Below are 24,768 nucleotides of genomic sequence, written 5' to 3'. Positions count from 1 at the left end.
GGGCGGGCAAGATCACCCGCAACGAAGACACAGCCGATGATCGGATGCGACCAATACATGCACGCTGGAATACACGCGATTCCGAAAGCCGCTCACGTGTCGGCCACTGCCGACACACGGAAAACGACGCCACATCCGGTTCCGCCACCAGCGAGATACCGGGAAACCCCCATCCAAAGGGGCGCATTCGTACTGTAAGTCGCCGAGGCGATAACCGCAACGACAAAAGATTCTGGATCACAACCGGTGGGACAACGTGCGCACCAACAGCATCGACCACTGAACCGCTGAACGACGGGTTGCGCTGCTAACCATAGCTTTGGGCAGCATCTCCAGACCTTCGGCGGCCTACCCGCGTGCCGCTTCCAGGAAATGCACCCCGGCTGGGTACATTTCGCTATCTGCTTATAGCGCAGCGTGAAAAGTCACCCACAGTGGGCGTGTTAACGTCATTGACAAATCACGATCGGAAGCGAGTATCGTGGAATTCGGCAGAAACAATTCTGCTGCGCGGAAGAAGACGGGAACTCACTTGCGCCGGGCCCACCCGGCCGATACCCCACCGACGAGTTCCTGCCGGTGCTGTCTCCTGCCCCGAGGAGGCAGCACCGGATCCGCGTGGGCTGACTTCCCTGGCCTTTCCAGAAAGCGGCAACCGCTGGACCCTTCGGACTCCGGTTCGGGCCGGGAGGTCAGTGCACCACATCACCTATCGCGAGACATGATGTGGACGTGCGTGATTCAATTCTCGCGCTGAGTCTCATCCTCCAGCAGCATCAGATCAGTCATCAGGGCGAGGCCACCGAGGTCTGAGATACTGGCTAGCCCTGCATCGCGCATCCGGCGTATCCAGAGACACCACCGACTCCCCTCGAAGCGGAGCGAGATAGCCAGTGCTCGACTTCGGTCTTCACTCCTCGATCTTTCAGAATTGGTTCCAAGCGGGCCATGTCGTGCGAACTTCGGCTTCGGCGGCTCGACACACTGAGGTTTTCAGCTTCTGCGTTCTCCTCTCCGCCCGAACGGCCAGACTGCGAGGTGTTGCGCACTGTGTCACAGGCTTAGGCCACCACACCTCTAAGACCGCCGCCGTGTAGGCGCGCCTGTGAACCATAGTCGGCAACAGAGGTGATCTCGCCGCCGAAGTCGGGTTCGCTCGCATTGACGGGTCCAGCCGCCCCGGCCTCGCGGGCCGGAACGGCTCGCACGCACGCGCGTCGAGCGCCCTTCGATCGCCCCATCGACTTGTTCTGGCCAGTCCCGGCGCGATCCCAGCGACGGGGACATCCCAAACTGGCCGTCTCCTCATGCAGCAGGACCGAACTCATCGACGTCAACACGCACGTCGTTCCGGACCTCGCACCGTCCGTGCCGGAGAAGCCGCCTCCACCCATTCCGCATCCGCACCCGCCGCCCACGGCGAGGTGTCGATAACCGCGCCGAGTTGCAGTCCGGCAAGCAGTCGTGTGTTCCGTACAGATGGGGTGGATATCTCCAAGCGGTGAACGACGCCGCTTCGGCGCGCTCGACGACAGCGCGGCTCCAGCTCCACACTGCCCACCTCTCCTATTCGGCGTGTCGAAACCCGAAACGGTCAGGCGTTGCGAGGACCGGACGCGCTGCTGGTCCGCTCGGCGGTGACCTCGCTGAAATCCTCCGTGCGCCAGCCCAACTGCTCGCTCCAGGCGGCGATGTAGTCGGGCTGGTCGATGAGCGCGGGCAGGGGCGGGACACCGAAGGCATCGAGCACGGTGGTGTGCAGGCGTGCTGCGAGCGCGGCGTAGCGGTCGGTCAGCTGCCGCTGAACCTCACTGGCACGTTTGGCCGGCAGCTGCCGGTGGGCGGCATACCAGGCGGCGTGGGCGTTGATGCGCTCGAGCGCGAACACCGCACCCAGATCCCGCAGGATGGCCTCGGCTTCAGGGTCGTCGGTGTCGGTGGCTGCCGCGATCACAGCGTCGGAGGCCAGTCGGTCGGTCACGGCGATCGCCACCTCAGTGGCGGCGGTGTCGGCTCCGACGACGCCGCCGCCAGTGAGTGCGCCTTCTCTCGCAGCAGTGACGATCGCCTCCTCCCGCTCGCGCAGCATCGCGTTCCACCACGGCAGCGGTGCGCGCTCGTCGACGACCCGCAGTTGGGAGATGTCGGTGTATCGGGGTGCGCGACCGGTGGCGACGAGTTCGATACTGCGACCGGCCGCCACCAACAACGCGCTGTTAGCGCCCTCGGCGGTGACCGTCCCGGCCACCCGGGCAATGTAGTCACCGAAGTAATTCATGCTCGATAAACCCTGCGCACCAACAATTTCACGGCACGTTGTCAGCACGTCGCGTGCGGTGTAGGTGGCCAGGGGTTTGGCCAGCATCGCCATCGGCGCGGCAGTCGGATCCGGTTCGCCGCCTTCTCCAGTGGTGAACCGGCCGCGGGTGAAGTTGCTCAACGCGGTGGCGGCGGTGATGCGCGCGGCCGCGGAGACCAGGTCGCGCTGGATGCCGTCGCGGTCACCGAGCAGGACACCGCCAGCGGTGAGCCGCTGGCGGGCGTAGCGGGTGGTGATGCTCCATCCCGCCCGGGCGCTGGCCAGCGCCGCGCCGGCGTAGAGCGCGCGTCCGGAATCGATGGTGCCGATGGCCGCGTGGAAGCGCTGGTTTCGGCTTAAACCGCAGTGAAACCGGCCCTCGTCGTCGAAATGGGCCATCTGCCCGCACAGCAGCGCCTCCGAGGGCAGCGGCTTCGCGTTGAACCGAAACCCGGCGTGGTCCATTTCTGGTCCACCTACCGACGGCGGGAGCGGGCACAATTCGATGCCCTCGGTGAGCTGGCCGTCGACGTCGCGCAGCACGACCAGAAACGGCCACACCCCTTCATCGTTTCCGGCGACGAGCAAGCGGGCCAGGACGACCCCGATCTTGGAGACAGTGGGATCGGCGATGTTCGGCATCCATTTGATCGCCGCCGCGCTCGGTGTGTGCAGCAGGAATCGACGCTGCTGCGGTTGCCAGATCGCTTGGGTCTGTAACCCGAGCAGGTTTGTGCCGTGGCCGAGTTCGGTGCCTGCGAACGCGCCGCTGGCGGTGCCGTCGTCGAGCGCTTGCAGTAGGGATTGCTGGTAGTCGGCTCCGCTGCCCAGGCGCAGGATGGGTGCGATGCCGAGGTTGAACGAATGCAGCACGGTCAGCAGTCGCGGGGCGTGGATCGCGGCGGAGTCGTAGATGGCGCACAGGAGTGGGAAATTGCGGGCGATATCGGCGGCTGAGCCGCCGAGCGCGGCCACGACCTGTGCCATCAGTTCGTAGCCGTGGTGGGCGGTTTCGGTGTATCTGCGGCCCGGCACGGGGTCGTCGTCGAGTGCGGCGATGATGTCGCGGACGCGGCGCTGCTCGAGGGTGCCGGTACCGGCGAGGGTGTGGCGCAAGGCGGCGGGGGCCGGGCTGTGGGTGCGGGTGGAGTGGACGGAATGCCAGTAGGCGCGGCCATCAGCCGCAGCGGAAGTGGTCATGACAGGTCCTCGGTGAAAGAGTGGGTGGGTGTGCGTCGCTGCTGGCTGATGCCGGTTACGACGTGGCGGTGTGTGATGCGCCTGAGAGGGTGTGCGCCCGGCGGGAAGCGATCGCTGGGCCGGTAGGGTGTTCCGTGGGTGCGCGTCCGCGCAGCGGTACTGGGACGAGGTCCAGAGCGGGATCACGCGCGGTCATCCGCGCGTACGCCCGGGCGGTCGACGGCCACGGCGTGACGACCCGGCCGGAGGCGGTCTTGTACCAACTGGGACCGCCGGTGGGCCAGACGGTGCGAGCGATCGCCGCCTGCAGCCACTGGTCGTAGCTGGCCATGGCGCGGGCGCTGACCTCGAGCGCTGCCGCGCCGGAAGTCTCGCGCAGCCGGAGCGCGGCCATGATGTAGCGCAGCTGGGATTCCTTCATGCCGATGTTGGAGCCGGCAGCGTTGAAGGTATTCGGTCCGGCGACGAAATAGGTGTTGGGAAACTTCGGCGCGGCCACGCCGAGGAATGTTCCGCCCCCGTTCTTCCAGTATTCGTGCAGCAGCATGCCGCCGCGGCCTACGACTCGGATCGGTTCCAGGAACTCGGTGGCGCGGAACCCGGTGGCGTAGACGATCGTGTCGACCTCGTGCACGACACCGTCTTCGGTGCGGATGCCGGTCGGGGTGACGCTGTGAATTGGGGTGGTGCTGAGCTCGACGTTGTCGCGGCCGAGCGCACGATAGTAGCTGCGCGACAGCAGTATGCGTTTGGCGCCTATACGGTGCCGTGGGGTCAGCGCGTCACGAAGCCGCCGGTCGCGGACTTGCCAGCGCAGGTAAGTGCGAGCGGCCCATTCGGCAGGGCGCGCCGACCATCCGCCGGTCATCACCGGTGCCAGCACCAGATCGGCCGCGTAGTACACCAGTGCGCGATACAGCTCGTGGGTGATCGGGATCCTCCGCAGTAGGGCGCGGGTGAGCCCCCCGAACTCGGGGCGGGGTTTGGGCAGCACCCAGGTCGGTGTTCGTTGGAACACGCGCACGTGCTCGGCGATAGCCGCTAGTTCGGGGACCAACTGCACGGCGCTGGCACCCGTGCCAACGACCGCGACACATCGGCCCCGTAGATCTCGGGTGTGGTCCCACTGTGCGGAGTGAAACCAGTCCCCGCCGAAGGTGTCGCGGCCGGGGATGTCGGGCAGATGGCGGCGGTGAAGCATCCCCACGGCGAAGATCACGGTCTCGGCGTGGACGATATGTCCTTGGGCGGTGGTGAGCCGCCAGCGGCCTATGTCCTCGTCGAAGGCCGCTTGGGCGATGGCGGTGCGCAGACGCAGATGCGGGCGCAGTCCGTGGTCGCGGACGACCTGGCGCAGATAGTCCAGGATATCCCGCTGTCCCGGGTAGCGGACCTCGCCGCGATAGGGTTGCGCGGTCAGCGAATACAGATGCGACGGTACGTCGCAGTTGCATCCAGGGTAGGTATTCTCCCGCCAGACGCCACCGACGTCGTCGGCCTCCTCGAAGATCGCGAAGTCGGTGAAGCCTTCCTTGCGGAGCGCGATACCCGCTGCCAGCCCGCCGAACCCGCCGCCGACGATCGCGACCTTCACATGAATTTCTGGTGTATCCATTGCTGTTGCCTCACTGCACTAGCTGTCGATACCCGCTCCAGCCGTGACATGAATGTGTTGTGTGACAGGATTTTCCTGCCGACTTCCGACCCCCCAATTGCGTTGCCCTGGTCCGAGTTCATTGCGAAGTGGAGCGGCCCCAGTCACGGAGGATGTCGAGGGTGGTGAACACCTTTGGTTGCGGTGATCACGGCGTGAGTCTGCGCAGTGGGTGTGCGGCCGATCCATTTGGAACCGGCCGTTGGCGGCCGAGTGAGCAGCACGGTGTGAAGAATGCTCATTCGGCCTGTCCTGCCTGGTGAGGCTGCAGTCCGGTCGACGTCGGTGCGGGATGCTCGGGGTGAGCTCGCCGCACGGTGCGGGTGCGCCGAGGCGCGGAAAGGCGCACATCGACCATCGCCTGAGGTGCGTCCCCTCGAGTCAGCACAGTCCAGCGGGCCATGACGACGACCCAATCCTCGGAACTGTCCCAGCGCATCCGCCAATGGGTGCGTGCGTGCTCGGCCCCTCCGAGCAACTCGGCGCGCAGGGCGGCCAGTCCCGCGATGTCCTCCGGGTGGATGGTGGGCATCTCGTGTAGCCACCGGTCAAGGGGCGGAGGGCCTTGGGAAATCCATTCGTGTAGCAGGCCGGTGCGGAGGTCTACCACGCCGACGGCATGCTGGACGGGGATCGGCACGGCCCGGATCAGTCGTGTTGTCATTCCTGGGGCTGGCACCGGATAGGCGGCGCTGATGTCGTGCATCAGCGCGCGGATGGTGCGGTCATGACCGGCGCCGCTGCCGTATGCGGCAATAGCCACATGCAGCCGTGCCTGGCTCATCACCCCTGCGGTGATTGCGGTCCCCGACCAAAGCGTCGGCGTGGCAGTATCGCCGAACAATGCCAGGAATCCTGGGCGATCTTCGATTCGCTCGAAGTGGCGCATGAGATCGGGCAATGTGCGGGTGGCCGAGTGCACCGCATCGCTGTCGAGCAGACGCTCAAGTGCACTGGTGGTAAGTACGAAACCGCCACCTGCCGCCGTCCACAACATGGCCCCGACTTCGGGCCGGCGCGGCACCGCGGCCTCACGCGGCCCCGCCCACAGCTGCACCGCCCATACCTGCTCGTCCGGGCCGATCACTGGGACAGCGAACACCCTCATTCCTCTTCCTGAAGGCGGAAAAATCGCACGCACCTGCGGCTCACGGCTGTCAACGGTCTGTTCGATAATCGCTGGAATATGCTGCGCTGCTGTAGAACTGCCTGCGACGCGGGTGCGGGCGACTCGCGAGAATCGCCGGGGGTAGGCGCCCTCGGCCACCACCCGTCGCGGCGGCCCGGGGTGCAGCGTCTCCACCAGCACCCACGCTGATTGCTTCGGCGGGCGACCAACGTCGCCTGCTGGGGCCGACTTTGTGAGCGTTTCATGCTCGGGCGGCGCATCCTGATGGTTGGGACTCATCGCCGACTCCATCTGTCGGTGCGCGCGCAGGTGTGGCAGCCCCCGCGCGCGCAACGCGGCCTGTGTCCGCTGACCGCGAGCGCGACATTCGCTACCACGGTGCCCGCTGCCAGCGCCACCGGATACAGAGATTCGAGCACGTCCATCACGACCCGCTCCCGCTCTCATTCGCCGGCGTAGTGGTGTTGATCGGCTGGATCGCGCCTCGCGGCGGCGGTGGCGTGAGACCGATCGCGGCATTGGCGCAAACTGCGGTGGCCGGGAAGGCGAGCAGTCGCAATACATCAGGCGTCACTGCGGCATCCCCGTGGCCGTGACTCGAACGGCCAGGCGGACTCCGCGATCGGCTGCGCCCACACAGTTCACACCGACGCCCAGGTCAGCAGGCAGGATCATCACCGTCGCAGTGTGGCGAGGTAAAGGCTCTGGATATGGCTGCGGCGACCACATCGCCGCCCACGCGACCGCGACCGCGGCCACCAGCGCGGCGACAATGGTGATCACGCCGCCCACCGTCAGCCGCCGCGCCCGTTGTGCTCGCTGAAAGTTCAGATATGTTGCTTCTCGACGCACTAGAGTCTCCTGCTCTCGCGACTGGCGCGGCGGCGCGTCCCGAGTAGCGCTGCCAAGCGCTCCCATCGGCGGGCGCGGCGGCGTGAGGTCACGGCGGGCACGACCCGGTCACGGGCGCGGGCCAGGTCGATGACCGTGGTGTGTTGGCCCTCGTCGAGACGGGAGATTCGCACGGCGGCCGTATCGCTGATTCCGGCGGTCGACAGCTGCGCCAACAGCTCATCCAGACGCATCAGGACCGGCCCCATCACCTGTGCCCTCAGCGTGCCGACCACAATCACCACCGCCGCACTCGTCAGCCGCGCCGCCGCCGCAATTGCCGCCGGATCCATGTCGCCGTGCGGCAGCCACTGCACCGTGACCGGTCGACCCGCACGCAACAGGACGATCACCAGACCGCCCATCTGTGCGTCGTTCTCTTCGATGACCGCGCGCACAATGCAGAGCGGTCGCGATCGTGCTGGTATCGGACGCGGACATCTACCTGCCCGCCGCATCGTCGTCATCGAGCGGCTCGATCCGCTCGCACATCACGCGTTCGAGCTCAGCCAGCGGCGATAACACCCGTTCGGCCAGGCGGATTGCGGCAGGTAGCTCGCCACGGCGACGATGGGCCTTCGCGATGAGCATCACCGATGCCGACAGCTGCCCCAGGAGCAGCGCTTCTTTCGCCGGATCCCGGGCCGACTGGTGGGCCAGTACGTACGCCGCCCGTGCGAGACTCGCTGTGGGAGCGCCGTCCGGCTGCTGCCCGCGGTGGCTGCCTGCAGCCATCCCGGACCGCGCCAGCTGCTCAGATGCGGTGGCCAACGGGCCCCGAGAGGCGGGCTCGGCGCGCAGCGACCAGATGGCGAGAAGTCCGGCCGCCCGTCTGGCCGCCCACTGCCAGCTGCGGCGATCGGCAGGATCGGTGAGCCGGATCCGGTGGTTGAACTGTGCGGCGTCCACCAATGCTCGCTGCCACATCGCAGGCGAGGTCAGCTGAATCGATTCACGTTCCCATCGGCCGAGAATTCGCACATGCCGCCACTCCGCCACGGCCTCCAGCCGCGCCTGATCGCCGGAATCCCATTCCTGGCGCAGCACCTGCAGCCGGCAATCACCGCCGAGTTCCGCGTCCGACACCTCCGGTCGCAGGAGCGTGGTGCGGGGGTCGCGCAGAGAGAAGCCCACGACAGTCGAGTCGCTCACGCTGAATCGTGGCTGCAGCATCAGCCTCGGCGTCCGCAGCCGACGAACGAACTCCCCTTCGCTTACGCTGACGATCGCCGCAGCGCGCACGATGCGGCGCAGCAAGTCGCATTCGGTCGACAGCTCGGCGTCGCGGTGTTCGATCTGCGCGAGTTCTTGCTCGGCGGCGTTGTGATCGGATCCTGGCACATCATCTCGGGGCTGCATCCCGTAGAGCCACGGCCACCTCTGCCTGCATGGACCCTCGTGGGCGTGGCGCGACTGATCGCCGTCGGTCATCGTGGCACACACCCTGTCGCGGCTGCGGAGGTCGACGGAGGGAAGATCCCGCACGCCGGGGCCCGCAGGAACCCGGCCGCGACCGCTGCCCTCACTGAAACGGCAACTACCAGCATGAAGACGGTGTGGAAGCCGTCGAGGAACGTTCCAGGCGAGGTATGGGCTACGACCAACTGGTGACGTACACCAACTGCCACCGGAAGCGACGCGTAGGCATCACTTGCGCTCGCTGGTATGGCATCGACGGTGGGGGCGATGACATGTCGCGCGTGGTCCGGTGGTCGGGTGCTCATTGTCCGTGTCCTGCCAAGTCATGCGAGACGGCGGCGAACCAGTCGGCTGCTTGGTCGGTCTGCCCATTGGCGCCGTACCCGGTGTGCGCGACCGTGACGGTCGCGTAGTGCGCGAGCGTCACAGGATCGAACAGGTCGGCGTTCGCCGCGACCTCCGTGGCGGCCGCCGCAGCGATCTGGTTGACCAGCCGCGGGACCTGCCCCAGCGGGTCGGCGGCGATCGCACCGATGATCTGACCGACTTTCGCCGCAGCAGCCTGGGCCTGTTCGGGAGTCGCTGCAGGCGTGCGGGGATCGGCCGCCTCCGCTAGACGCTGCGAGACGGTCTCTGCGGGGACGTAATTCACCTGACCAGCCGGGTCAACCGCGACATCCGACAGCACCACCGTGTTGCTGGCCTCGGTCACCGTCTGGGCCCAAGCCCCTGCCAAGCTGCCCGCCGCCGTGATGGGGTCACGCAGGTCGGCCTGCGCCGCCAGCCCCGCTGCCGTGCGCAGCGCCGCCGCATGACCGGGGGCATCGCATGCCAGATCACCAGAAGCGCAGAATTCGCCCACTCTTCCGGAGAGGGTCCCGAAATCAGTACCGCCGTCGGCGATGCCGCCGCTGGGCGGAACCGGCGGCAACTGCACCGCAGCGGTGTGCGTGCCCTCGGTACCTGATGGGGCGCTCGGTGACACCTGGCCCGGCCGACCCGGTATCGGCCCTGCGCCAACCGGTCGAGTGGGGTCACTCAGCAGAGCTACCGCAGCCACTCGATCTGCAGGCACCGGACCGACGCCGGCGCCGACATCCTGCGCGAACTCCGAGACCACTGCGGCCCCGCCGGAATATCCAGCGGCCCCGATCTGGGTATTCGGGCAGCGAGCCACGACTTCGGCCGCCGTCGCATCGAGTCGAGCACGCGCCTGGGCGGTCGAGGACGCGAACGGGTCTGTGCCCGGGCCCGTCCCCACCACACCACCGAAGGACGCCGGATAGGGAACGTAGACGCGGTCCACGCTCGCTCCTTCAGCGAGCAGCGGTGCGAGCATCCGGCCGAGCATCCCCGAATCCACATTGGGAGACGCTGTCGGCGACGACTCTGAGGTGCCTTGCACGCCCAGCACCAACAATGCAGGGCAACCCGGCAGCGGCACGGGGCCTTCGTCTGCGGCCGCAGTGCCCGCGCCGGTGGCCATCACAGCGGCAGTGGTCACCGCGACCGCACCCCATGCCCCGGCCCGTGCGCTCTTACGGCAACGGCGATGCCTGCTCATGCGCCTGCCTCCCCAGCCGCGGGGGCAAAGACATGGACGCTGCCGAGCACCACCCCGACTTCGGTAACGAAGCGGGTCTTCAGATTTCGCAATGGGATTCCTCTTTCAACGATCAGGAAGCATCAGGGGGCGGCAGCGCCGCACCGGCAGTGAAGTCCTCGCGGATTCCCGGGCTCTCCGATGAGCCCGGGAATCCGTGAAAGCTCCCAGGACCCCGCCCGCAGCGGGAGGGCCGGATCCCGCTGCGCCGCTAGATCACTCCGAACGAGTGCAGAATCGAGATCCCGTTCGCGAGTAGCGACAGGCCGCCGGAGACGAGGTTCGAAACCGCGTAGGCCAGGCTTAGAATGTCCATGAGGTTCGGTATTCCTTTCATCACTGACGCACGTCGCTCGTGCCCCAGAACCGCGACTCCCACATATGAAATAGACTATTTTCATACGCGGATTTCAATGGTCACCGACAGCGAACTGACTGGATAGGCTCATACTCGCTCAGCGCACAGCACTGCAACGAAGTACGCGACTTTCCACCGCCCCGGCGAATCAGCAGCCCTACACATCCATTCACGGATCGGAATCCCCCGCGGCCGAGGCCGCTGGGGCGGTCGATCAGTTACTGAATATTTGAGCTACAAGCAGTCTTCGGCAGCAACATGCGCGTGTCAACGCTGTTTAGGTACCCACTTTGTACACATTTTCCCCCGAAACACCCAGACTGTCGCCGCCACCGACTATTACACGGGAATTTCGCCCACGCTGGGCACATTTTCAATCGAGCACCGGGATATACACGAAGTGGCGCCGAACACGACAAAGCTTGCTCGAAGCCGGAGGACCGCAAACAGGTGTGGACCAAACAAGGCGCACGCACCTGCCCTGCATGCGACAACGAAACCTAGTTGCGCTTCGCTCGGACGCCAGTCAATGCCTGACAGCGGCAATCAGGTCGGCAATGCGGTCGGTGCACTCACCTTGCGATGTTCGCAAACGGCCAGCAGCTTGATTCGCTACGACGAAACACTCACCCTTGCATCTCGTCTGATGCGGGAATCCGAACACCACTTCTCGCCGGCGGCCGCATCCCGGAGGCCGGGTTGCCGTCGACTGCTGTCTGCCGCGACGCCACGCCGGTCCGGCAGAGAGATGGGCTGGTGAAGGTCACGCCGTGCGGGCATAGACCAGGTGCGGTCCCGAATCCATCGCGCGATTACCGGTCTGGACACCGTAGAGCAGGAGTAACTCGGTCGCGGAGCGATCTTCGACGTGGCGGTAACTGTGGGACAGCAGGTTGTCGCGGATTTCGTTTGCGGTGAAGAAGGTGATCCACGGCTCACCGGCGGCGGCGACTCGGTCAGCACGTGCCCGCAGTTGCGTAGCCGTGGCTTCATTCGGCGTGCTGGCGACCGGGTAGAAGTAGTCGAAGACCAGCTCAGAATTGGTGTGGCCGGCGATGTACCGGAGTGTGCTGTCGACCGATGATCTGGTCAGGTACACGGCGACACCAAGCCAGATGTACACGGCGCCACGATTGCGGTCGAGCCCTGCCCCTGCCAAGCTCGCTGCGAGCGAGGAATTTTCGAAGTCGGTCGCAACGAAGGCCAGCGAGGCCGGGACGTCGATCCCGGCCTCGGACAATCGACGCCGCTTCCACTGCTGGGTAGTCGGATGATCGACCTCGAAGAATCGCACAGCCGCGTCGGCGTGACGGCAGGCGGTGGTGTCGAGCCCCGCGCCAAGGATCACCATCTGATCGATGCCTCTGGCGATCGCGGCGGCCACGGTATCGTCGGCGAATCTACTACGGCCTGCGATGAATAGTCGCCGGTCGCGGACCAGGTCCGGATCCGATCCGAGGTCGAATTCCATCTCACTGAGAACAGGTTCACCGAGGATCCGCACAGCGAACGGATCGCAGAACACCCGTGGCTCGTCGGCAATCTGATGGTATGCCCGCGCGTGCGCTACCGCCATGGCTGTTCTACTCGGACGTCCAGTCTGCATCCTCACCCTCCCACAGCTCGATATCCGCGCAGCGCGACCCATATGGCCCCATTGACCGATCAGTGCCCGAGCACAACCAGTAGCGCGTCAGCACCTGCCAGAAGGTAAGGCCACCGCTGCGCGATCTATGAACTCTCTCGGGCTTGTAAATTGGCGTTGAGGAACTCATCGTTGCGGACCAGCGACACATTGCCAGAACCGTCATCTTCGCTGGAATAGGGAATTACCGACGTTTATGCCTACCTATCGCTTGAACGGCTTCGTGTAAACGACGGTCAGCTGTAGTTTCTGCAGGCAAGGCACGTGGGCGGATTGCGGGAAAGTATGAGATCACAGGTCGACGCGTAGGCAGCATAGGTAGCTACCTACGAACATGCTTACCTACCATCGCCCGTGGACGATCTGGAGCGCCAGGCCCCCTCCTTCTGCCCCCGGACAATTCCCGCACTAGCTCCGCTAGCGTCGCCCAGCATTCGACGTCATGTGCATCAGCCCGGCAGCGTCGCGATGAGCATTCTGCGCTGGCCATATAGCTTGGTGACCACGAGGTTCAGGTAATCAGCAGCGCTTTGGAGACCAACCATCCTTTTTCGGTTGTATAGTTCGGCATATGCATGAACCAGGGGCGGGGCGTGTGGGAGGTGGAGTACCGGCGCCAACTCAGAACTTCGTCGGCCGCGATCGAGAGCTGGAGGAGGTTCACGACCTTCTACTGAGCAAGCGGCTCATCACGCTGGCCGGGTCGGGCGGTATCGGAAAAACCGCCTTGGCTGCTGAGGCGATCCGGCGTCTCAGAGCCAAAGACCGCGAAGCTCAGGTCTACTGGGTACCACTCGCCCGGCTGCCGACTGAGTCAGATCATGCGGCAGTCGAACGAGAGACCACCCGGATTGTCGTCGATGCCGAGTTCTCCGAGCGATCTGGATGGGAAGCCCTGGTCGACCGCTTGACCAGCGCCAGCACCGATGAGGAGGGCCAGGCCCGGCGGACCGTCATCGTCTTCGACAACTGCGAACACGTGCTGGACCCCCTCTTGCAGTTCGTCACCGATCTCCTCGATACGTTCCCGGGCCTGACCGTCCTGACAACAAGTCGGATCTCCCTTGGCTGGGCCGATGAGAACGTGAGGAACGTTCCCCCACTGACCAAGGATCAAGCGCTCGAGCTTTTCCGGCAACGCGTCGAGCTCACCGGCCACCGGGTCACGGGAGCGGACGAGGTCGAGATCGCCACAGAGATCTGCCGCCACGTACATCACCATCCCCTCTATATTCGATTGGCGGCCGCGCGGCGGCGATACCAGTCGCTGGCAGGTATCAGAGATGAACTGACCGGCCGGGCAGATGATCAGCGGATGGACTGGTCGACCGGGCCTCGTGCGGGAGTCGATGCCCGGCACAGGAGAGTGACTGACGTCATCCGGTGGTCGTACGAATTGTGCTCCGATCAAGAACAGCTGCTGTTTGATCGCCTGTCGGTCTTCGCCGCCGGGCATGACACCCATCCCGACGACGCCGACGCGCGCACCGCCGCCGCGGATGTCGGGGCCGACCTCGACGCGATCCAAGCGGTATGCGGGGATGGAGTCGACGACTGCGACAACGTCAATGCGCCGACCGCTTTGCCGCGCTCTGAGATTCAACATCTGATTGAGCGCCTCGTCGATCAATCGCTGGTCACCGTCCACATCACCACCTCGACGGTGCGCTACAGCCTGCTGGAAAGTTTGCGGATGTTCGCGTGGAAGCAACTGGGCCGGCGCACTGGCAGTAATGGGGAAGATCAAAGGGTCCACCTAACTCAGCGGCATCTGCGCTACTACCGAGACCGAGTCACCGATGCCGCCGACCGCTGGTTCAGTCCGGGCGAGCGCGTCGTGTTGGACTGGGCCAGGGCGTCATGGGACAACATCCTCACTGCCGTCGAGACTTCCCTCACCTCACCCAGCACGGCGGAAGCCGGTCTGGAGATCTGTCTTGGACTGATAGCTCTCCGTGCCCCTTTCGTACGAGGGCGATTACAAGATATCCGGCGCCTGACCGAGCGATGCTTGGATGCATCCGAGGCGATCAACCCCCCACCGACCGCGCTGCAGATCGATGCCAGGTCGGCGATCGCCTGGCTCGCCGTGCGCCAAGGGCAAGACGCTCACCACCTGATCGAGGCCTGCGTCGCCGCCTGTATTCCCGATGCCGACCGCACCAGCTGGCGCAACAGCCCGGAAACGGACTTCGGCCTCCCTCCGCGACTGGAATTGGCCTGGGGCACTGAAATGTTCATGCGCGACCGAGATCCGAGCGCGATCGCCGTGCTCGAGCGGGCCCGTGACAAGTTCCGGGATCTCGGCAATCCCGGTGGCGAGATGTTGGCCGGCATGTTTGCAGGCTTTGCGGCGGGCCTGCGTGGGTCAGCTGTGCAGGCCCACAGAGATTCCGAGCGTTGCCTCGAACAAGCCAGAACGTCCGGCGCAGAATGGGCGGCCTCCTGGGCTGAGCTCAGCCGGGCAGTCGCGCTGCTCAAGCACGGCGACCCCGAAGAAGCATTGGCGATCCTGGATCACGCATTGCGTCACCAGCTATCGGTGCGCGATCAGTGGGGCGCGGCGTGGGCAGTGGAGTTGCGGACTTGGGCGCTGGCGGCTCTCATCGCAATCCGGGGCAGCAACCACCCTCAGAGTCGGGCGCTGGCCACGGAAATCGCTTACCTCGTTGGCGGTGTGAGTGCCGTACGAATCCGCCTCGGCATCGACATCGAAGCGATGGGCAGCTTCGCTGACGAGTCACGCCGAGCCGCCGCCGTCTCACGCAAGACACTCGGCAACGTCGCATACACCGCCGCCGAGAACCGCGGTGCGCGACTCAGCCCCGCGCACAACGAGGTCCACCGTCTAGCTCTCGGCGAGTTGACGATAGACTCCGCGCCGCCCCCGGTACTAGCAAGCCCCTGGCACACCCTATCGAAGCCCCAGCTCGAGATCGCTATCTTGGTCGCGGCAGGGTGGACCAACCGGGCAATAGCCGAGCTTCGAGGAGTATCCCGACGGACGATCGATGCGCAGGTGCAGGCGATTTTCTCGAAGCTGAGTATCTCAGCGCGAAAAGACATCATCGCGAAGGTCCCCGCACATCACATGCCTGAGGTCCACGCTGCAGCACGAAAACGACCAGAATTGCCTACTTAGAGCTCCTAAGAGAATGAGGTGTTCTTGAGCCGACGCCAGCGGATGATGCTGCAAGCGATTGCTGAGGAAGGCTTCATCGAGGTCGTCGCGGATCTCCCAGCGGACGCGTAGGCGGCGGAACCAGTGCAGCAGTGCGATGGTCTGCTCGACGACCCACCGATAGACGCCCAGCCCGGAGCCGTGGTCGGTGCCGCGGCGAGCGAGCCGGGGCTTGATTCCTTTGGCGCGTACACGGGCACGGTGTATGTCGTAGTCGTAGGCTCGGTCGGCGTAGAGCTCGCTGGGGCGGCGACGCGGGCGGCCACGTCGTCCCCGCACCGGGGGAACCGCCTCGATCAGCGGGGCGAGTTGGGTGAGTCGTGGCGATTCCCGCCGGTCAGCGTCACCGCCAGCGGGATACCGCCGTCCTCGCAGATCGCATAATGCTTAGAACCGGTCCTGGCACGGTCGACCGGACTCGGACCGGTTTTCGGCCCCCTTTTAACGCTCGGACGTGCGAACCGCCGACTGCGGCGCAAGACAGTCGATTAGTCCGGCAGCGTTCAGCCCGGCCAGTAACAGTTCGTGCAACCGCTGCCACACCCGCGCCTCGCGCCAGTCCCGCCACCGACGCCAGCAGGTCATGCCGAAACCGTACCCCAGCTCTTGGGGCAGGAACTCCCATGAAATGCCGGTGTACAACACGAACAAGTTGCCGCACAAGGGCTTTGGGTCGTCAAGCCGTTTGCGCCCAGGATGTCGGAAGCGCCGCTCGACCATCGGTAGCAGTGGCTCGACACGCTCCCACAGCCCGTCCTCGACTTCCCACGGCCTGCGCTGGGCCAACACCAACCTCACGCCAGATGATCAACAACCGACGAGATCAAAACCACACCAAGATTATTCTGTTAGGAGCTCTAAATAGGGCTGTTCCTGCGCCTATGGACTCAAGCTGGCGGGCGCTGGAAGCCGGTGAGACGGCACCGGCGGGTGGCATCCTTCGCCACTGAGATGCAGTCCGCGGGCAGTGTCGTGTCCGCTCGTTCCTACGCCGACCACGAGCACGCGCTGTCCGGCGTAGTTTGCTCCCGATTCGGACTCGTTCGTATGGAGGGTGCTCCCCTTGCCGCTCATCGGCCCGGTGGTCCAGGTATGCCACCTACAACGGCACCGCCCCGGTTGAGATCGCCAGTGCTGATCGACGGGTGCACCGGCTCAGTCGCTATGGCGATCGGCAGCTCGACGCTGCCCTCCCCACCGGCGCCAGGGTGGCCAGCCCCGCCAAACCAACCTCCACACCCACCACACCACCAGAGGCTGACAGTCGGCCGCGGCCCACACGACGACGCGCCACCCGCCGGCGACGTGTGATTCCGGCACAATCACAATCCAAGCATCGGTGACCTAACAACAGCTTCACGCCGAACTATCTGCGTCAGAGCAGAACACAGTCCCCGGCGGCAGGTCAGCCGGTCCTGTCGGCAAATCTTGGACCCACCCGCTTCCCCACGGAAAGCATGAACGTATCGGCTGACGTCCCCAAGGTGCCGTTGTGCTGGATCAGCAGCCCAAGTGACTCGTGCGCAACCGCATTAGGAAGCTATGGGCCGGAACCGAATGAGCCCCGAGCCGGTTTGCGGCGGCTCAGGGCTCGTTCAGGGGTATTCGCGCCTACCATCCGATCGCTCAAACAGTTGACAGCTCGAATGTATCCCGTGCTAGTCGGTTTTACGAAATCTTTCTGTTGTGACGACCGATGGGGTTGACGTCCTCAGGCAGCGATACGGAGCATGCTGGCGCGCACTCTGGGCAATCGGCCCGCGACGACCTGCGCGGCGGATTCGCTGGCTTTCCGGTCGTTGTGCCCGTAGTAGCGGTCGGTGGTGTTGACCGATTCGTGTCCGGCGTCGCGGGAGACGACGAAGATCGGGACACCGTCCTGCAGTTTCCACGAGATGCCGGTGTGGCGCAGCGTGTACGGGGGTCAGGACCTTGCCGCTGAGCGTACGAATGGCGGGGCCGAACCGAGCCAGCAGATCTTCCGGGTCGGCGTCACGCCATAGTGCCTTGTTACGCAGGAGCCTGCGATCTCTGCAGTCGAGCACGTCGAGTCGGCGCAGTGCGGGTTGCCAGGCGTTCTTGTAGAAGTGATAGGCCGTGACGGGGGTGTCGTTGTCGGTGTGGAACAGCAGGCTGTCCCCCGGCCGCCCGAGATCCAGCCGCCGTAGCGTTTCGAGCGGCACGTTGACCGTCCAGATGCCGCGCTTGGACTTGGGTTTGCCGAGCACGAGCCTGCTGCCACGCGCCCTCCACGCCTTGCTGATCCGCACCGCGCCCGTCCGCGGATCGACGTCGCGGACCAGCAGGGCACCCACTTCGCTGGGGCGTGCCATGGACACCAGGCCGAATTCGGTTTGGGGCGCCACTGCCGGCCCAGCTACTGCTCGAACAGCTCCCATTCGTCGTTGTCGAAGATGTCGATCTCCGCACGATCGTGGCGCGGCAGACGCATCCCCACGCACGGGTTGTAGGGCAGCAGCACCGGCCGTTGTTCGACCGCGGCGCGCAGCGCGGCGCTGAGGAAGGCGTGCTTGTTGGAGATGGTCTTGGGTGAGTTGCCCTTGTCCTGCTGGAGATAGATGATCCAGGCCGCGTCAGTGTCCTGAGTGACGGCGTCCAGTGGGGCGCGTTCGCCGAAGAACGGGTGATGTCGTTGCGGATGTAAGCCAGGTGTACTTGCGGCGGCCGTCGTCCTGGACACCGGTCAGCCGGTTGACGTACTTGGTCAGCCACTCGACCAGCAGCACGGTGCCGGACTCGACGTCGTGTTCGGTGTCGAGAACCTTCACTGCCTCGTCGATCCCGACGCGGTCGATCAGGCCGGCCCACCACTGGGCCTTGGCGTAGTCATCGAAGGATTGCGAGGACTGACGGCGTGTGCCGTCGGGCTCGTAGTAGTGGAAGGGAACCTGCCAGTTGACCGTGCCGTCCTTGCGCGGCCGGGGGGCGAGGTGTGGGCATCGGAGAAGCTCCTCGGTGGTCGACGTCGGTCGACGCGTTGTGGCCTCGAGAAGCGATTGGTGACCGCGGTGGTGACGCGGCACCCAGGCAAGTGTACCGAAAGGGCGGGTGACCTCGTCTTTCCGAGATGGCGTGCGGGGTGTCGATCAGCACCACCGCGATCGTGGCGATCCCCGCGCTCACCAGCGACCAGCTCGACGCCGTCGAAGAACCCATCCAGCAGATCGACCACCTCGCCTACGCCACAGCCGACGACGCCGACGAGCTCGACTCCGACGCCTGAGCACGCTCGCGAGCCCCGCCCCCCAACCCTCTCAAGTCGCTGTGCGAGATCCAGCGCACCGATCTCTACGACGCCAATGTCAACGGCGCCGCGGAACTGACCGGTCAGGATTGACCGGACAGGCCATCGCGGTCTCTGACCGGATGCCCTTACCGACTGGTGCGGCGATTAGATGTTCATAAATGTCGTCCGCGCCGCGTGATGCGGCGCAGTGGTGGCCTCAGGCGTTCCGCGTCGTTCGCCCGCCGCAACACCCACCGCCCCGCTCGCCCCGCGGTCGAGGTGGCGAAGCTGCCATTCGGTGACTCGCGGTGTCGTCGACCTCGATCGGGCATGCGCCCGGGAGTAGGTCGCTTCCAGGATGATCGGCTGCGGCGAGGATGCTGGTTTGATGGCAGACCACTACGACGGTCTCATTGGGATGCGTCCCGGCGATCAGTTCCAGTTCGCGGCCCATCGCGGGGCCAGGGCAGGCCCAAACCGGGACCGATGCCTGAGGATGGCCCGAGCGAGGAATGTCACGATAGGCGCCAGGATCCCAGGTGCGCATAGGCGAACTCCAGCGATAAACTCATCGGCGAAATCCACACGGCTCGCACACGCAACTCGACCGGGTATTTCTCCGCGACGATACGACTCGACCCGCTCGCGGAGAGGAAGGTCTGCGGATTCGCCGAGGCGACTCGCTCAACCGGCCGACCCGCTGGGCAGATCCATGAGAGAGGGGACCGCCGGGGCGGGAGGCTGCGAGTCATCCTGAGCCGCACCAGCGGGCTGTGCATCCCAGACAATACCCTTGTGGGTTCTTCCCTTCTCCCAGTACGGCGGCTGGTATTCGAGGTAGTGCCAGTCCTTGTGGGAGTGGTAGAGAGGATCGGGCTGCACCCATCTGTCCGGTTCCCGCTCGGTGGGGCATTCCGTGCGCATGCTCACCCAGGTATGTGGTCCTACCCACGTATGCTGTCCCGGAACCGTGACCCACTCCTGCTGCGCTCCGAGATTCCAGCAGATTGCCTCCCAATCAATACGGTGGGTCTGATCGGTGTCATTACGGCAAAGCGTCCCCACGCACCAGACACCGGGCGCGAGCGTATGTCGCTGCTGATCCATGTCGGCGACGGCCTGCGGCGCCAGCAGCCCGACTGCCACGATCCCCACTGCGGCAATCCCGATAGCCGTGCCCGCTCGTTGATTCACGATGTGTCAATTCCTGTCCGACCTATACCTAATCGACTTGACGCCTACTATCCGGCACCGCCGCAGTCTCGACAACGCCGCCCTCCCCATCCCCTGGAACCCTGCAGGACGCGGAGATCAGGAGGAGAGCGACAATGCAGCGGCGAAGTCCACGGCGTAGGCGGCGGCGAAAGGCACGAAGATCGCGCCGGGGATCTGCTCGATCCGTCCTCGCTGCTGCTCCGTGCCGACGACGTAGGTGTAATAGCCCTCGGCGTCCACCACGGTCTGGTCGCCCGTGCGGCATCCTTCATCGACGCTGCCATCGGGCAATGGGTTGCGGCCCACCGGGCCCGGCAGAAGCGAGGGGTAGACGCGCATCGAGAAATAGCGGACCGCTGCGCCGGGCTCGCCACGGCGCCGGGTGCTCGCCGCGCGCGGTGCGCGGCGCCTTGCCGCGGACGACGAGCACGCGGTCGTCGCCCGGCGGGGTGAGCGCGCAGCGCAGATAGGTGTTGTCGAGGTTCGGGAACGCCGAGACCGGGCCGCTGGTGTCGACGCGCGCGAATCCCGTGCTGTCGGGGCCCGGCCGCGGCAGGCCCGCCGCGGCGACCGCGCGCATAGCGGCGTCCAGCGCAGGCATCCGCGCGGGCTGCGGGCAGGTCGGCGGCGTGCGAGTCGCACCGTCGGCCGCCACGGTGACCTCCGATAGTTCCACCGCGCCGGGACCACCGGAGGCAAGTAGGTTCGCATGATCAGGCATCCCGGTTGCCCGGTGATCTCGGAACCCATCGTGGACTTATGGAGGTTTCGGCGACTTGCTTGCCGCGCACGGGACATTCTTCACCCCGATCGGTGGCCATCGATTGCCCCCATCCTCGACGAATAGGGCGGTGCTTTCAAGCTGCCAATGAATGGGCAGATCACCAAGGCCGACCTACGTCGAAGGCTTCGTCTACACCTTCCGGACACCACACCGGATCATATCGTATTGGACCACGCATGGTGTCGTACCGCCGAGGGACCCAAAGCCGCTTGAGCTTCGTATTTCGCCTTCGAGGTCCTTCAACCGCTTCGCGTCGTCGCTTTCAGTCCGCTGGTTACGCCACCAGTAGGAGGTGGCTTCGGCGATCTGCCCGGCACAGGTCCGCGACGCCCCTTGCCCTCGCCGAGCAGCCGATCGGCTTCGGTCAACTTGCGCCCGACCTGCTCAGGGGTATGCCTCTTTCCCGAGGTCATCGCTACCGAGCCTTCCCGCCAAAAGTGTGGGCCGCAAGATTCACACACCGACGTCCGACCTCACGGGGCCAGTCAGTTCCAGACCCGCGCGGAGTGGGGGGATGCAGGTTCGGATGAGGGGCTGTGGTCTCGGGCTTAGAGGTTGGCTCCTAGAAAGACGTTGCGATACGGGGGTCTCGCTGGCGGAGCATCACGAAGTGATGCTGGAGTACTAGCCCTCGGGTATCAGACACCGCAGAACGGATGGCTCTCGCAGGTGAGGCGCGTCCGGCAAGCGCTTTCTAACATGGGTTTGCACCGAGCCGAGGGAGAATGAAATGTCACGCTACGCCCGCATATTCGGCGCGATGTGCGCCACCGTGACACTCGCGGTAGGCGCGTGCGGGACAGAAAGTCCAGTGTACACGACAATGCCGTCGAGCTACGATAATACTCGAAATATATTGCTTCGCCTGACAAATGAGAACCGCGCGCCAGGCGTTCTACTCGAAGTGAGCGACGCGCGCGGGGAGACCGTGCTGACGAGCGGCGTTGCGGACCTCGGAGCCCGCACGCCAATGGCGGGTGATAGCCGGTTCCGCATCGGCAGTATGACCAAGATGTTCGTCGCCACCGTGATGCTGCAGCTCGTTCAGGAGCATCGGGTCGCGCTGGACACGCCGGTCGAACAGTACCTGCCCGAGGTGATCTGGGGGAATGCCAATAACGGGCACGACATCACGGTGCGACAGTTGCTCCAGCACACCAGTGGCCTGCCCGATTACATCCAATATCTCGATCCGAAACAGCACCTTCTGAAGGAGCCTCTCGCACACCACGATCCGCAGGAACTACTGCGACTCGCACTCGCTCATCGGCAACTATTCGCTCCCGGAACCAACTGGAAATACTCGAACACCAACTATGTGCTGGCGGGAATGGTCATCGAAACGGTCACCGGCCGGCCATACAGGGAGGAGATCCATCAGCGGATTATTCGGCCGCTTGGACTGCGCGCCACCGCTGTTCCCGGGGACGAACCGACTATCGACGATACCCATCCTCGAGGGTACGCCGCGCCGGGAAACTCCGGACCGATCGACGTCACCGAATTTAATCCCACAATTGCGGGTGCTGCTGGCGGAATAATCTCCAGCGCAGCCGACTTGAACGAGTTTCTCGGCGCCCTTGTGCATGGACGGCTGCTACCTCCGGCCGAACTGCAGGCGATGATGACAACGCGGCCGACGGGCAATCGATACGGCGACGAATACGGGCTGGGTCTGTGGAGCACGCCACTGCCATGCGGTGGGATGTACTGGGGACACGGCGGAGAGATCTTTGGCTTCCAGACGATGGGAGGCGCCACGACGGATGGCCGCAGCGCCACGGTTATGGCCAACCTCGGTCCCGGAACTGACGCGCAGAAGGCGGACGTCCGCTCCGCCGTCTCCCAGGCATTGTGCGAGAGTGCGCCTTCGAAGCCCTGATCGTTGCGGCCGGTGAGGCTGGGACCATCTGGTGCATTTGCCCGAGGCGTCCAAGAGACGAATCACCGGTGGAAAAGCTGAATTTAGTGGGTGGAGGGCCGCTGGCTGGAGGGAGGCTTCCCGGCGGGAAGTGCGCGGATAATCGTTGTAGTGGAGCTCCTAGTCCAGCACGGGCGGCGCACAGATCTGTAGTTCGTGCCGACGGTCTATGACTAGTGTTCCGCGCCTGAAATGCGTTGGTTAATTGTAGGATTCGGCGGTGGCGAGGACGGGGAGGCCGAGATCGGGTCCAGAGTTGGTGGTGACCGAGGCGCAGCGGCAGGAGTTGGTGCGGGGTGCTCGGGCGGCGACATCGACGCAGGCGTATGCGTTGCGGTGCCGGATCGTGCTGGCGTGCGCGGAGCCGGGCGTAGCAAACGCGCATGTGGCGGCAGCGGTAGGCGTCACGCCGATGACCGTGGCGAAGTGGCGAAAACGCTTCATCGAACACGGCCTGGCCGGCCTTGTCGACGAACCCCGGCCGGAACGGCCGCCCTCGATACTGTTGGACCGCGTGGAACAGGTACTGGCGTTGACCCTGGAGCAGACACCGCGTGATGCCACGCATTGGTCGCGGTCGTCGATGGCCGAGCGGACCGGGCTGTCGAAATCGACGATCGGGCGGATCTGGCGGCGGTTCGAACTGAAACCACATCTTGTCGACGGGTTCAAACTGTCGACAGACCCGTTGTTCGTGGAGAAAGTGGTGGATGTCGTGGGCCTGTACCACAATCCGCCGGAACGGGCTGTCGTCCTGTGTGTGGACGAGAAATCGCAGATGCAGGCTCTGGATCGTTCACAGCCGGTGCTGCCGATGATGCCGGGGATGCCCGAGCGCCGCACCCACGACTACGCCCGCCACGGCACCACGAGCCTGTTCGCCGCGTTCAACATCGCCGACGGCACCGTCATCGGCGAGCTGCACCGCCGCCACCGCGCGTCCGAGTTCAAGAAGTTCCTGGTCACAATTGACAAGACCGTGCCCGCCGAACTGGATGTCCACCTGGTCTGCGACAACCTCGCCACCCACAAGACCCCGATCGTCAACGAGTGGCTCGCCCGGCATCCTCGCTTCCACGTCCATTTCACCCCGACCGGCTCCTCTTGGCTGAACCAGGTCGAACGCTGGTTCGGATACCTCACCGACCAGCTCACCCGCCGCGGTGTCCACAAAAGCGTCACGGCACTGGAGAAAGACGTCACAACCTGGATCGAGCACTGGAACGAAAACCCCCGGCCATTCGTCTGGAAGAAGACCGCAGAGGAGATCCTCGACTCCCTCGCCCGATATATTCAACGCATTTCAGGCGCGGAACACTAGGTGTACTGACCACGGACGTTGGTAGCGGCGTGTCGGGCTGACATGGCGAAGACCTCCGGGTGAAGTGCGAGCTGTCTAGGAACGCATTCACCAATCGGAGGTCTTCGTGTCCCACCGTAATGCCCCGTTGTCAGAACTGGGACGACTGCGGCTTGCTCGTTGTGTCGTTGAAGACGGTTGGCCTTTGCGGCGAGCCGCCGAACGGTTCCAGGTCTCAGCGACCACGGCGAAACGGTGGGCCGACCGCTACCGGACCGGCGGCGCTGCCGGTATGGCCGATCGGTCCAGCCGCCCGCACCGCAGTCCGCGACGAACCCCGCTGCGCACCGAGCGGCGCATCATCAAACTCCGCCTCCTGCGCCGGTGGGGACCGGCCCGGATCGCCTACCTGCTCGGCCTGTACCCGGCCACGGTGCATCGAGTCCTGGCCCGCTACCGGCTGGCACGGCTGCGGTGGCTCGACCGCGCCACCGGCCGGGTGATCCGCCGCTACGAACACCCTGAACCCGGCGACCTGGTGCATGTCGACATCAAAGAAACTGGGCAACATTCCCAACGGTGGCGGACACCGTGCCGTGGGCCGCCGCGCCGGCGGACGCAACCGCGCCCGCACACCTGGAAAAGTGTTGCTTCGCAACGGAAGCAGCCATGTCGGCAACAGCTATTTGCACAACGCTGTCGATGACCATTCCCGCCTGGCCTACTCAGAGATTCTGAGCGACGAGCGCAAGGAAACCGCTGCCGCGTTCTGGCGACGCGCACGCGACTACTTCCACGCCCACGGAATCACTGTCCGGCGGGTACTCACCGACATTCAAACTCGGTGATGGTCTCGAAGCTCTCACCGGACACGGCCGGTTGGGTGAGAATTCGAGGCTCCGGCGCCTGCTTGCTACCGCTC

Annotated in this window: 17 protein-coding genes and 3 pseudogenes; 6 read left to right on the top strand and 14 right to left on the bottom strand. The window is 65.1% G+C overall.

Annotation, left to right across the window (positions count from 1 at the left end; genetic code table 11):
• Window positions 1-1,594: 1,594 nt before the first annotated feature.
• From ACZ6DL_RS32750 to ACZ6DL_RS32715, 8 genes are all read right to left on the bottom strand, one after another.
• Window positions 1,595-3,499 (bottom strand): acyl-CoA dehydrogenase family protein, encoded by a 1,905-nt coding sequence (locus ACZ6DL_RS32750; protein ID WP_466056925.1) that lies wholly within the window; start codon window positions 3,497-3,499, stop codon window positions 1,595-1,597.
• 55 nt (window positions 3,500-3,554) lie between these two features.
• Window positions 3,555-5,114 (bottom strand): flavin-containing monooxygenase, encoded by a 1,560-nt coding sequence (locus tag ACZ6DL_RS32745; protein WP_466056923.1) that lies wholly within the window; start codon window positions 5,112-5,114, stop codon window positions 3,555-3,557.
• A 277-nt stretch (window positions 5,115-5,391) separates the two neighbouring features.
• Window positions 5,392-6,561 carry a GAF domain-containing protein gene (locus ACZ6DL_RS32740; protein ID WP_466056921.1) on the bottom strand — a complete coding sequence of 390 codons (1,170 nt, stop codon included), beginning with the start codon at window positions 6,559-6,561 and terminating at the stop codon, window positions 5,392-5,394.
• A gap of 291 nt (window positions 6,562-6,852) precedes the next feature.
• Window positions 6,853-7,134 carry a hypothetical protein gene (locus tag ACZ6DL_RS32735; RefSeq protein WP_466056919.1) on the bottom strand — a complete coding sequence of 94 codons (282 nt, stop codon included), beginning with the start codon at window positions 7,132-7,134 and terminating at the stop codon, window positions 6,853-6,855.
• Window positions 7,134-7,571, bottom strand: a complete 438-nt coding sequence (locus ACZ6DL_RS32730; RefSeq protein ID WP_466056917.1) for a hypothetical protein — start codon at window positions 7,569-7,571, stop codon at window positions 7,134-7,136. Before ACZ6DL_RS32730 ends, ACZ6DL_RS32735 begins: the two co-directional genes overlap by 1 nt.
• Before the next feature lie 43 nt (window positions 7,572-7,614).
• Window positions 7,615-8,514 (bottom strand): hypothetical protein, encoded by a 900-nt coding sequence (locus ACZ6DL_RS32725; RefSeq protein WP_466056915.1) that lies wholly within the window; start codon window positions 8,512-8,514, stop codon window positions 7,615-7,617.
• Between the two features lie 379 nt (window positions 8,515-8,893).
• Complete coding sequence (locus ACZ6DL_RS32720) at window positions 8,894-10,156, bottom strand: cutinase family protein (RefSeq protein WP_466056913.1); 1,263 nt, start codon at window positions 10,154-10,156, stop codon at window positions 8,894-8,896.
• A 1,160-nt stretch (window positions 10,157-11,316) separates the two neighbouring features.
• On the bottom strand, window positions 11,317-12,129 hold the full coding sequence (locus ACZ6DL_RS32715) for a class I SAM-dependent methyltransferase (protein ID WP_466056911.1): 813 nt from the start codon (window positions 12,127-12,129) through the stop codon (window positions 11,317-11,319).
• A gap of 640 nt (window positions 12,130-12,769) precedes the next feature.
• Here ACZ6DL_RS32715 and ACZ6DL_RS32710 point away from each other — a divergent pair.
• On the top strand, window positions 12,770-15,340 hold the full coding sequence (locus ACZ6DL_RS32710; protein WP_466056909.1) for an ATP-binding protein: 2,571 nt from the start codon (window positions 12,770-12,772) through the stop codon (window positions 15,338-15,340).
• A gap of 5 nt (window positions 15,341-15,345) precedes the next feature.
• On the opposite strand, the pseudogene ACZ6DL_RS32705 reads toward ACZ6DL_RS32710, so the two are convergent.
• Window positions 15,346-16,099 (bottom strand): annotated as a pseudogene (locus ACZ6DL_RS32705) (IS5 family transposase).
• A gap of 371 nt (window positions 16,100-16,470) precedes the next feature.
• Between ACZ6DL_RS32705 and ACZ6DL_RS32700 the strand changes: the two are divergent.
• A pseudogene (locus ACZ6DL_RS32700) lies at window positions 16,471-16,722 on the top strand (transposase); the annotation flags it as partial.
• Between the two features lie 315 nt (window positions 16,723-17,037).
• Here ACZ6DL_RS32700 and ACZ6DL_RS32695 read toward each other — a convergent pair.
• Together ACZ6DL_RS32695 and ACZ6DL_RS32690 are read right to left on the bottom strand one after the other, a co-directional pair.
• On the bottom strand, window positions 17,038-17,745 hold the full coding sequence (locus tag ACZ6DL_RS32695) for a hypothetical protein (protein ID WP_466056907.1): 708 nt from the start codon (window positions 17,743-17,745) through the stop codon (window positions 17,038-17,040).
• Between the two features lie 11 nt (window positions 17,746-17,756).
• Window positions 17,757-18,080: a hypothetical protein gene (locus tag ACZ6DL_RS32690; protein ID WP_466056905.1), complete on the bottom strand. Its 324-nt coding sequence runs from the start codon at window positions 18,078-18,080 to the stop codon at window positions 17,757-17,759.
• 399 nt (window positions 18,081-18,479) lie between these two features.
• Here ACZ6DL_RS32690 and ACZ6DL_RS32685 point away from each other — a divergent pair, with 399 nt between their 5' ends.
• Window positions 18,480-18,623, top strand: a complete 144-nt coding sequence (locus ACZ6DL_RS32685; RefSeq protein WP_466056903.1) for a hypothetical protein — start codon at window positions 18,480-18,482, stop codon at window positions 18,621-18,623.
• A gap of 687 nt (window positions 18,624-19,310) precedes the next feature.
• On the opposite strand, the gene ACZ6DL_RS32680 is transcribed toward ACZ6DL_RS32685, so the two are convergent.
• The 3 genes from ACZ6DL_RS32680 to ACZ6DL_RS32670 form a co-directional block, all read right to left on the bottom strand.
• Window positions 19,311-19,820, bottom strand: coding sequence for a hypothetical protein (locus tag ACZ6DL_RS32680; RefSeq protein WP_466056901.1), 510 nt, complete (start codon window positions 19,818-19,820; stop codon window positions 19,311-19,313).
• 117 nt (window positions 19,821-19,937) lie between these two features.
• Entirely contained in the window at window positions 19,938-20,084 is a 147-nt protein-coding gene (locus ACZ6DL_RS32675; RefSeq protein ID WP_466056899.1) for a hypothetical protein, read from the bottom strand.
• A 25-nt stretch (window positions 20,085-20,109) separates the two neighbouring features.
• Window positions 20,110-20,562, bottom strand: coding sequence for a hypothetical protein (locus ACZ6DL_RS32670; protein ID WP_466056897.1), 453 nt, complete (start codon window positions 20,560-20,562; stop codon window positions 20,110-20,112).
• 793 nt (window positions 20,563-21,355) lie between these two features.
• Here ACZ6DL_RS32670 and ACZ6DL_RS32665 point away from each other — a divergent pair.
• The 3 genes and pseudogenes from ACZ6DL_RS32665 to ACZ6DL_RS32655 form a co-directional block, all read left to right on the top strand.
• Window positions 21,356-22,507: a serine hydrolase domain-containing protein gene (locus tag ACZ6DL_RS32665; RefSeq protein ID WP_466056895.1), complete on the top strand. Its 1,152-nt coding sequence runs from the start codon at window positions 21,356-21,358 to the stop codon at window positions 22,505-22,507.
• A gap of 259 nt (window positions 22,508-22,766) precedes the next feature.
• Complete coding sequence (locus ACZ6DL_RS32660; protein ID WP_466056893.1) at window positions 22,767-23,867, top strand: IS630 family transposase; 1,101 nt, start codon at window positions 22,767-22,769, stop codon at window positions 23,865-23,867.
• A 106-nt stretch (window positions 23,868-23,973) separates the two neighbouring features.
• Window positions 23,974-24,679: pseudogene (locus tag ACZ6DL_RS32655) on the top strand (leucine zipper domain-containing protein); the annotation flags it as partial.
• Between the last annotated feature and the right edge of the window lie 89 nt (window positions 24,680-24,768).

Source organism: Nocardia sp. NPDC041819, assembly GCF_055590505.1.
The sequence above is the reverse complement of the archived record's forward strand: the minus strand, read 5'-3'. Positions and strand labels throughout refer to the sequence as shown.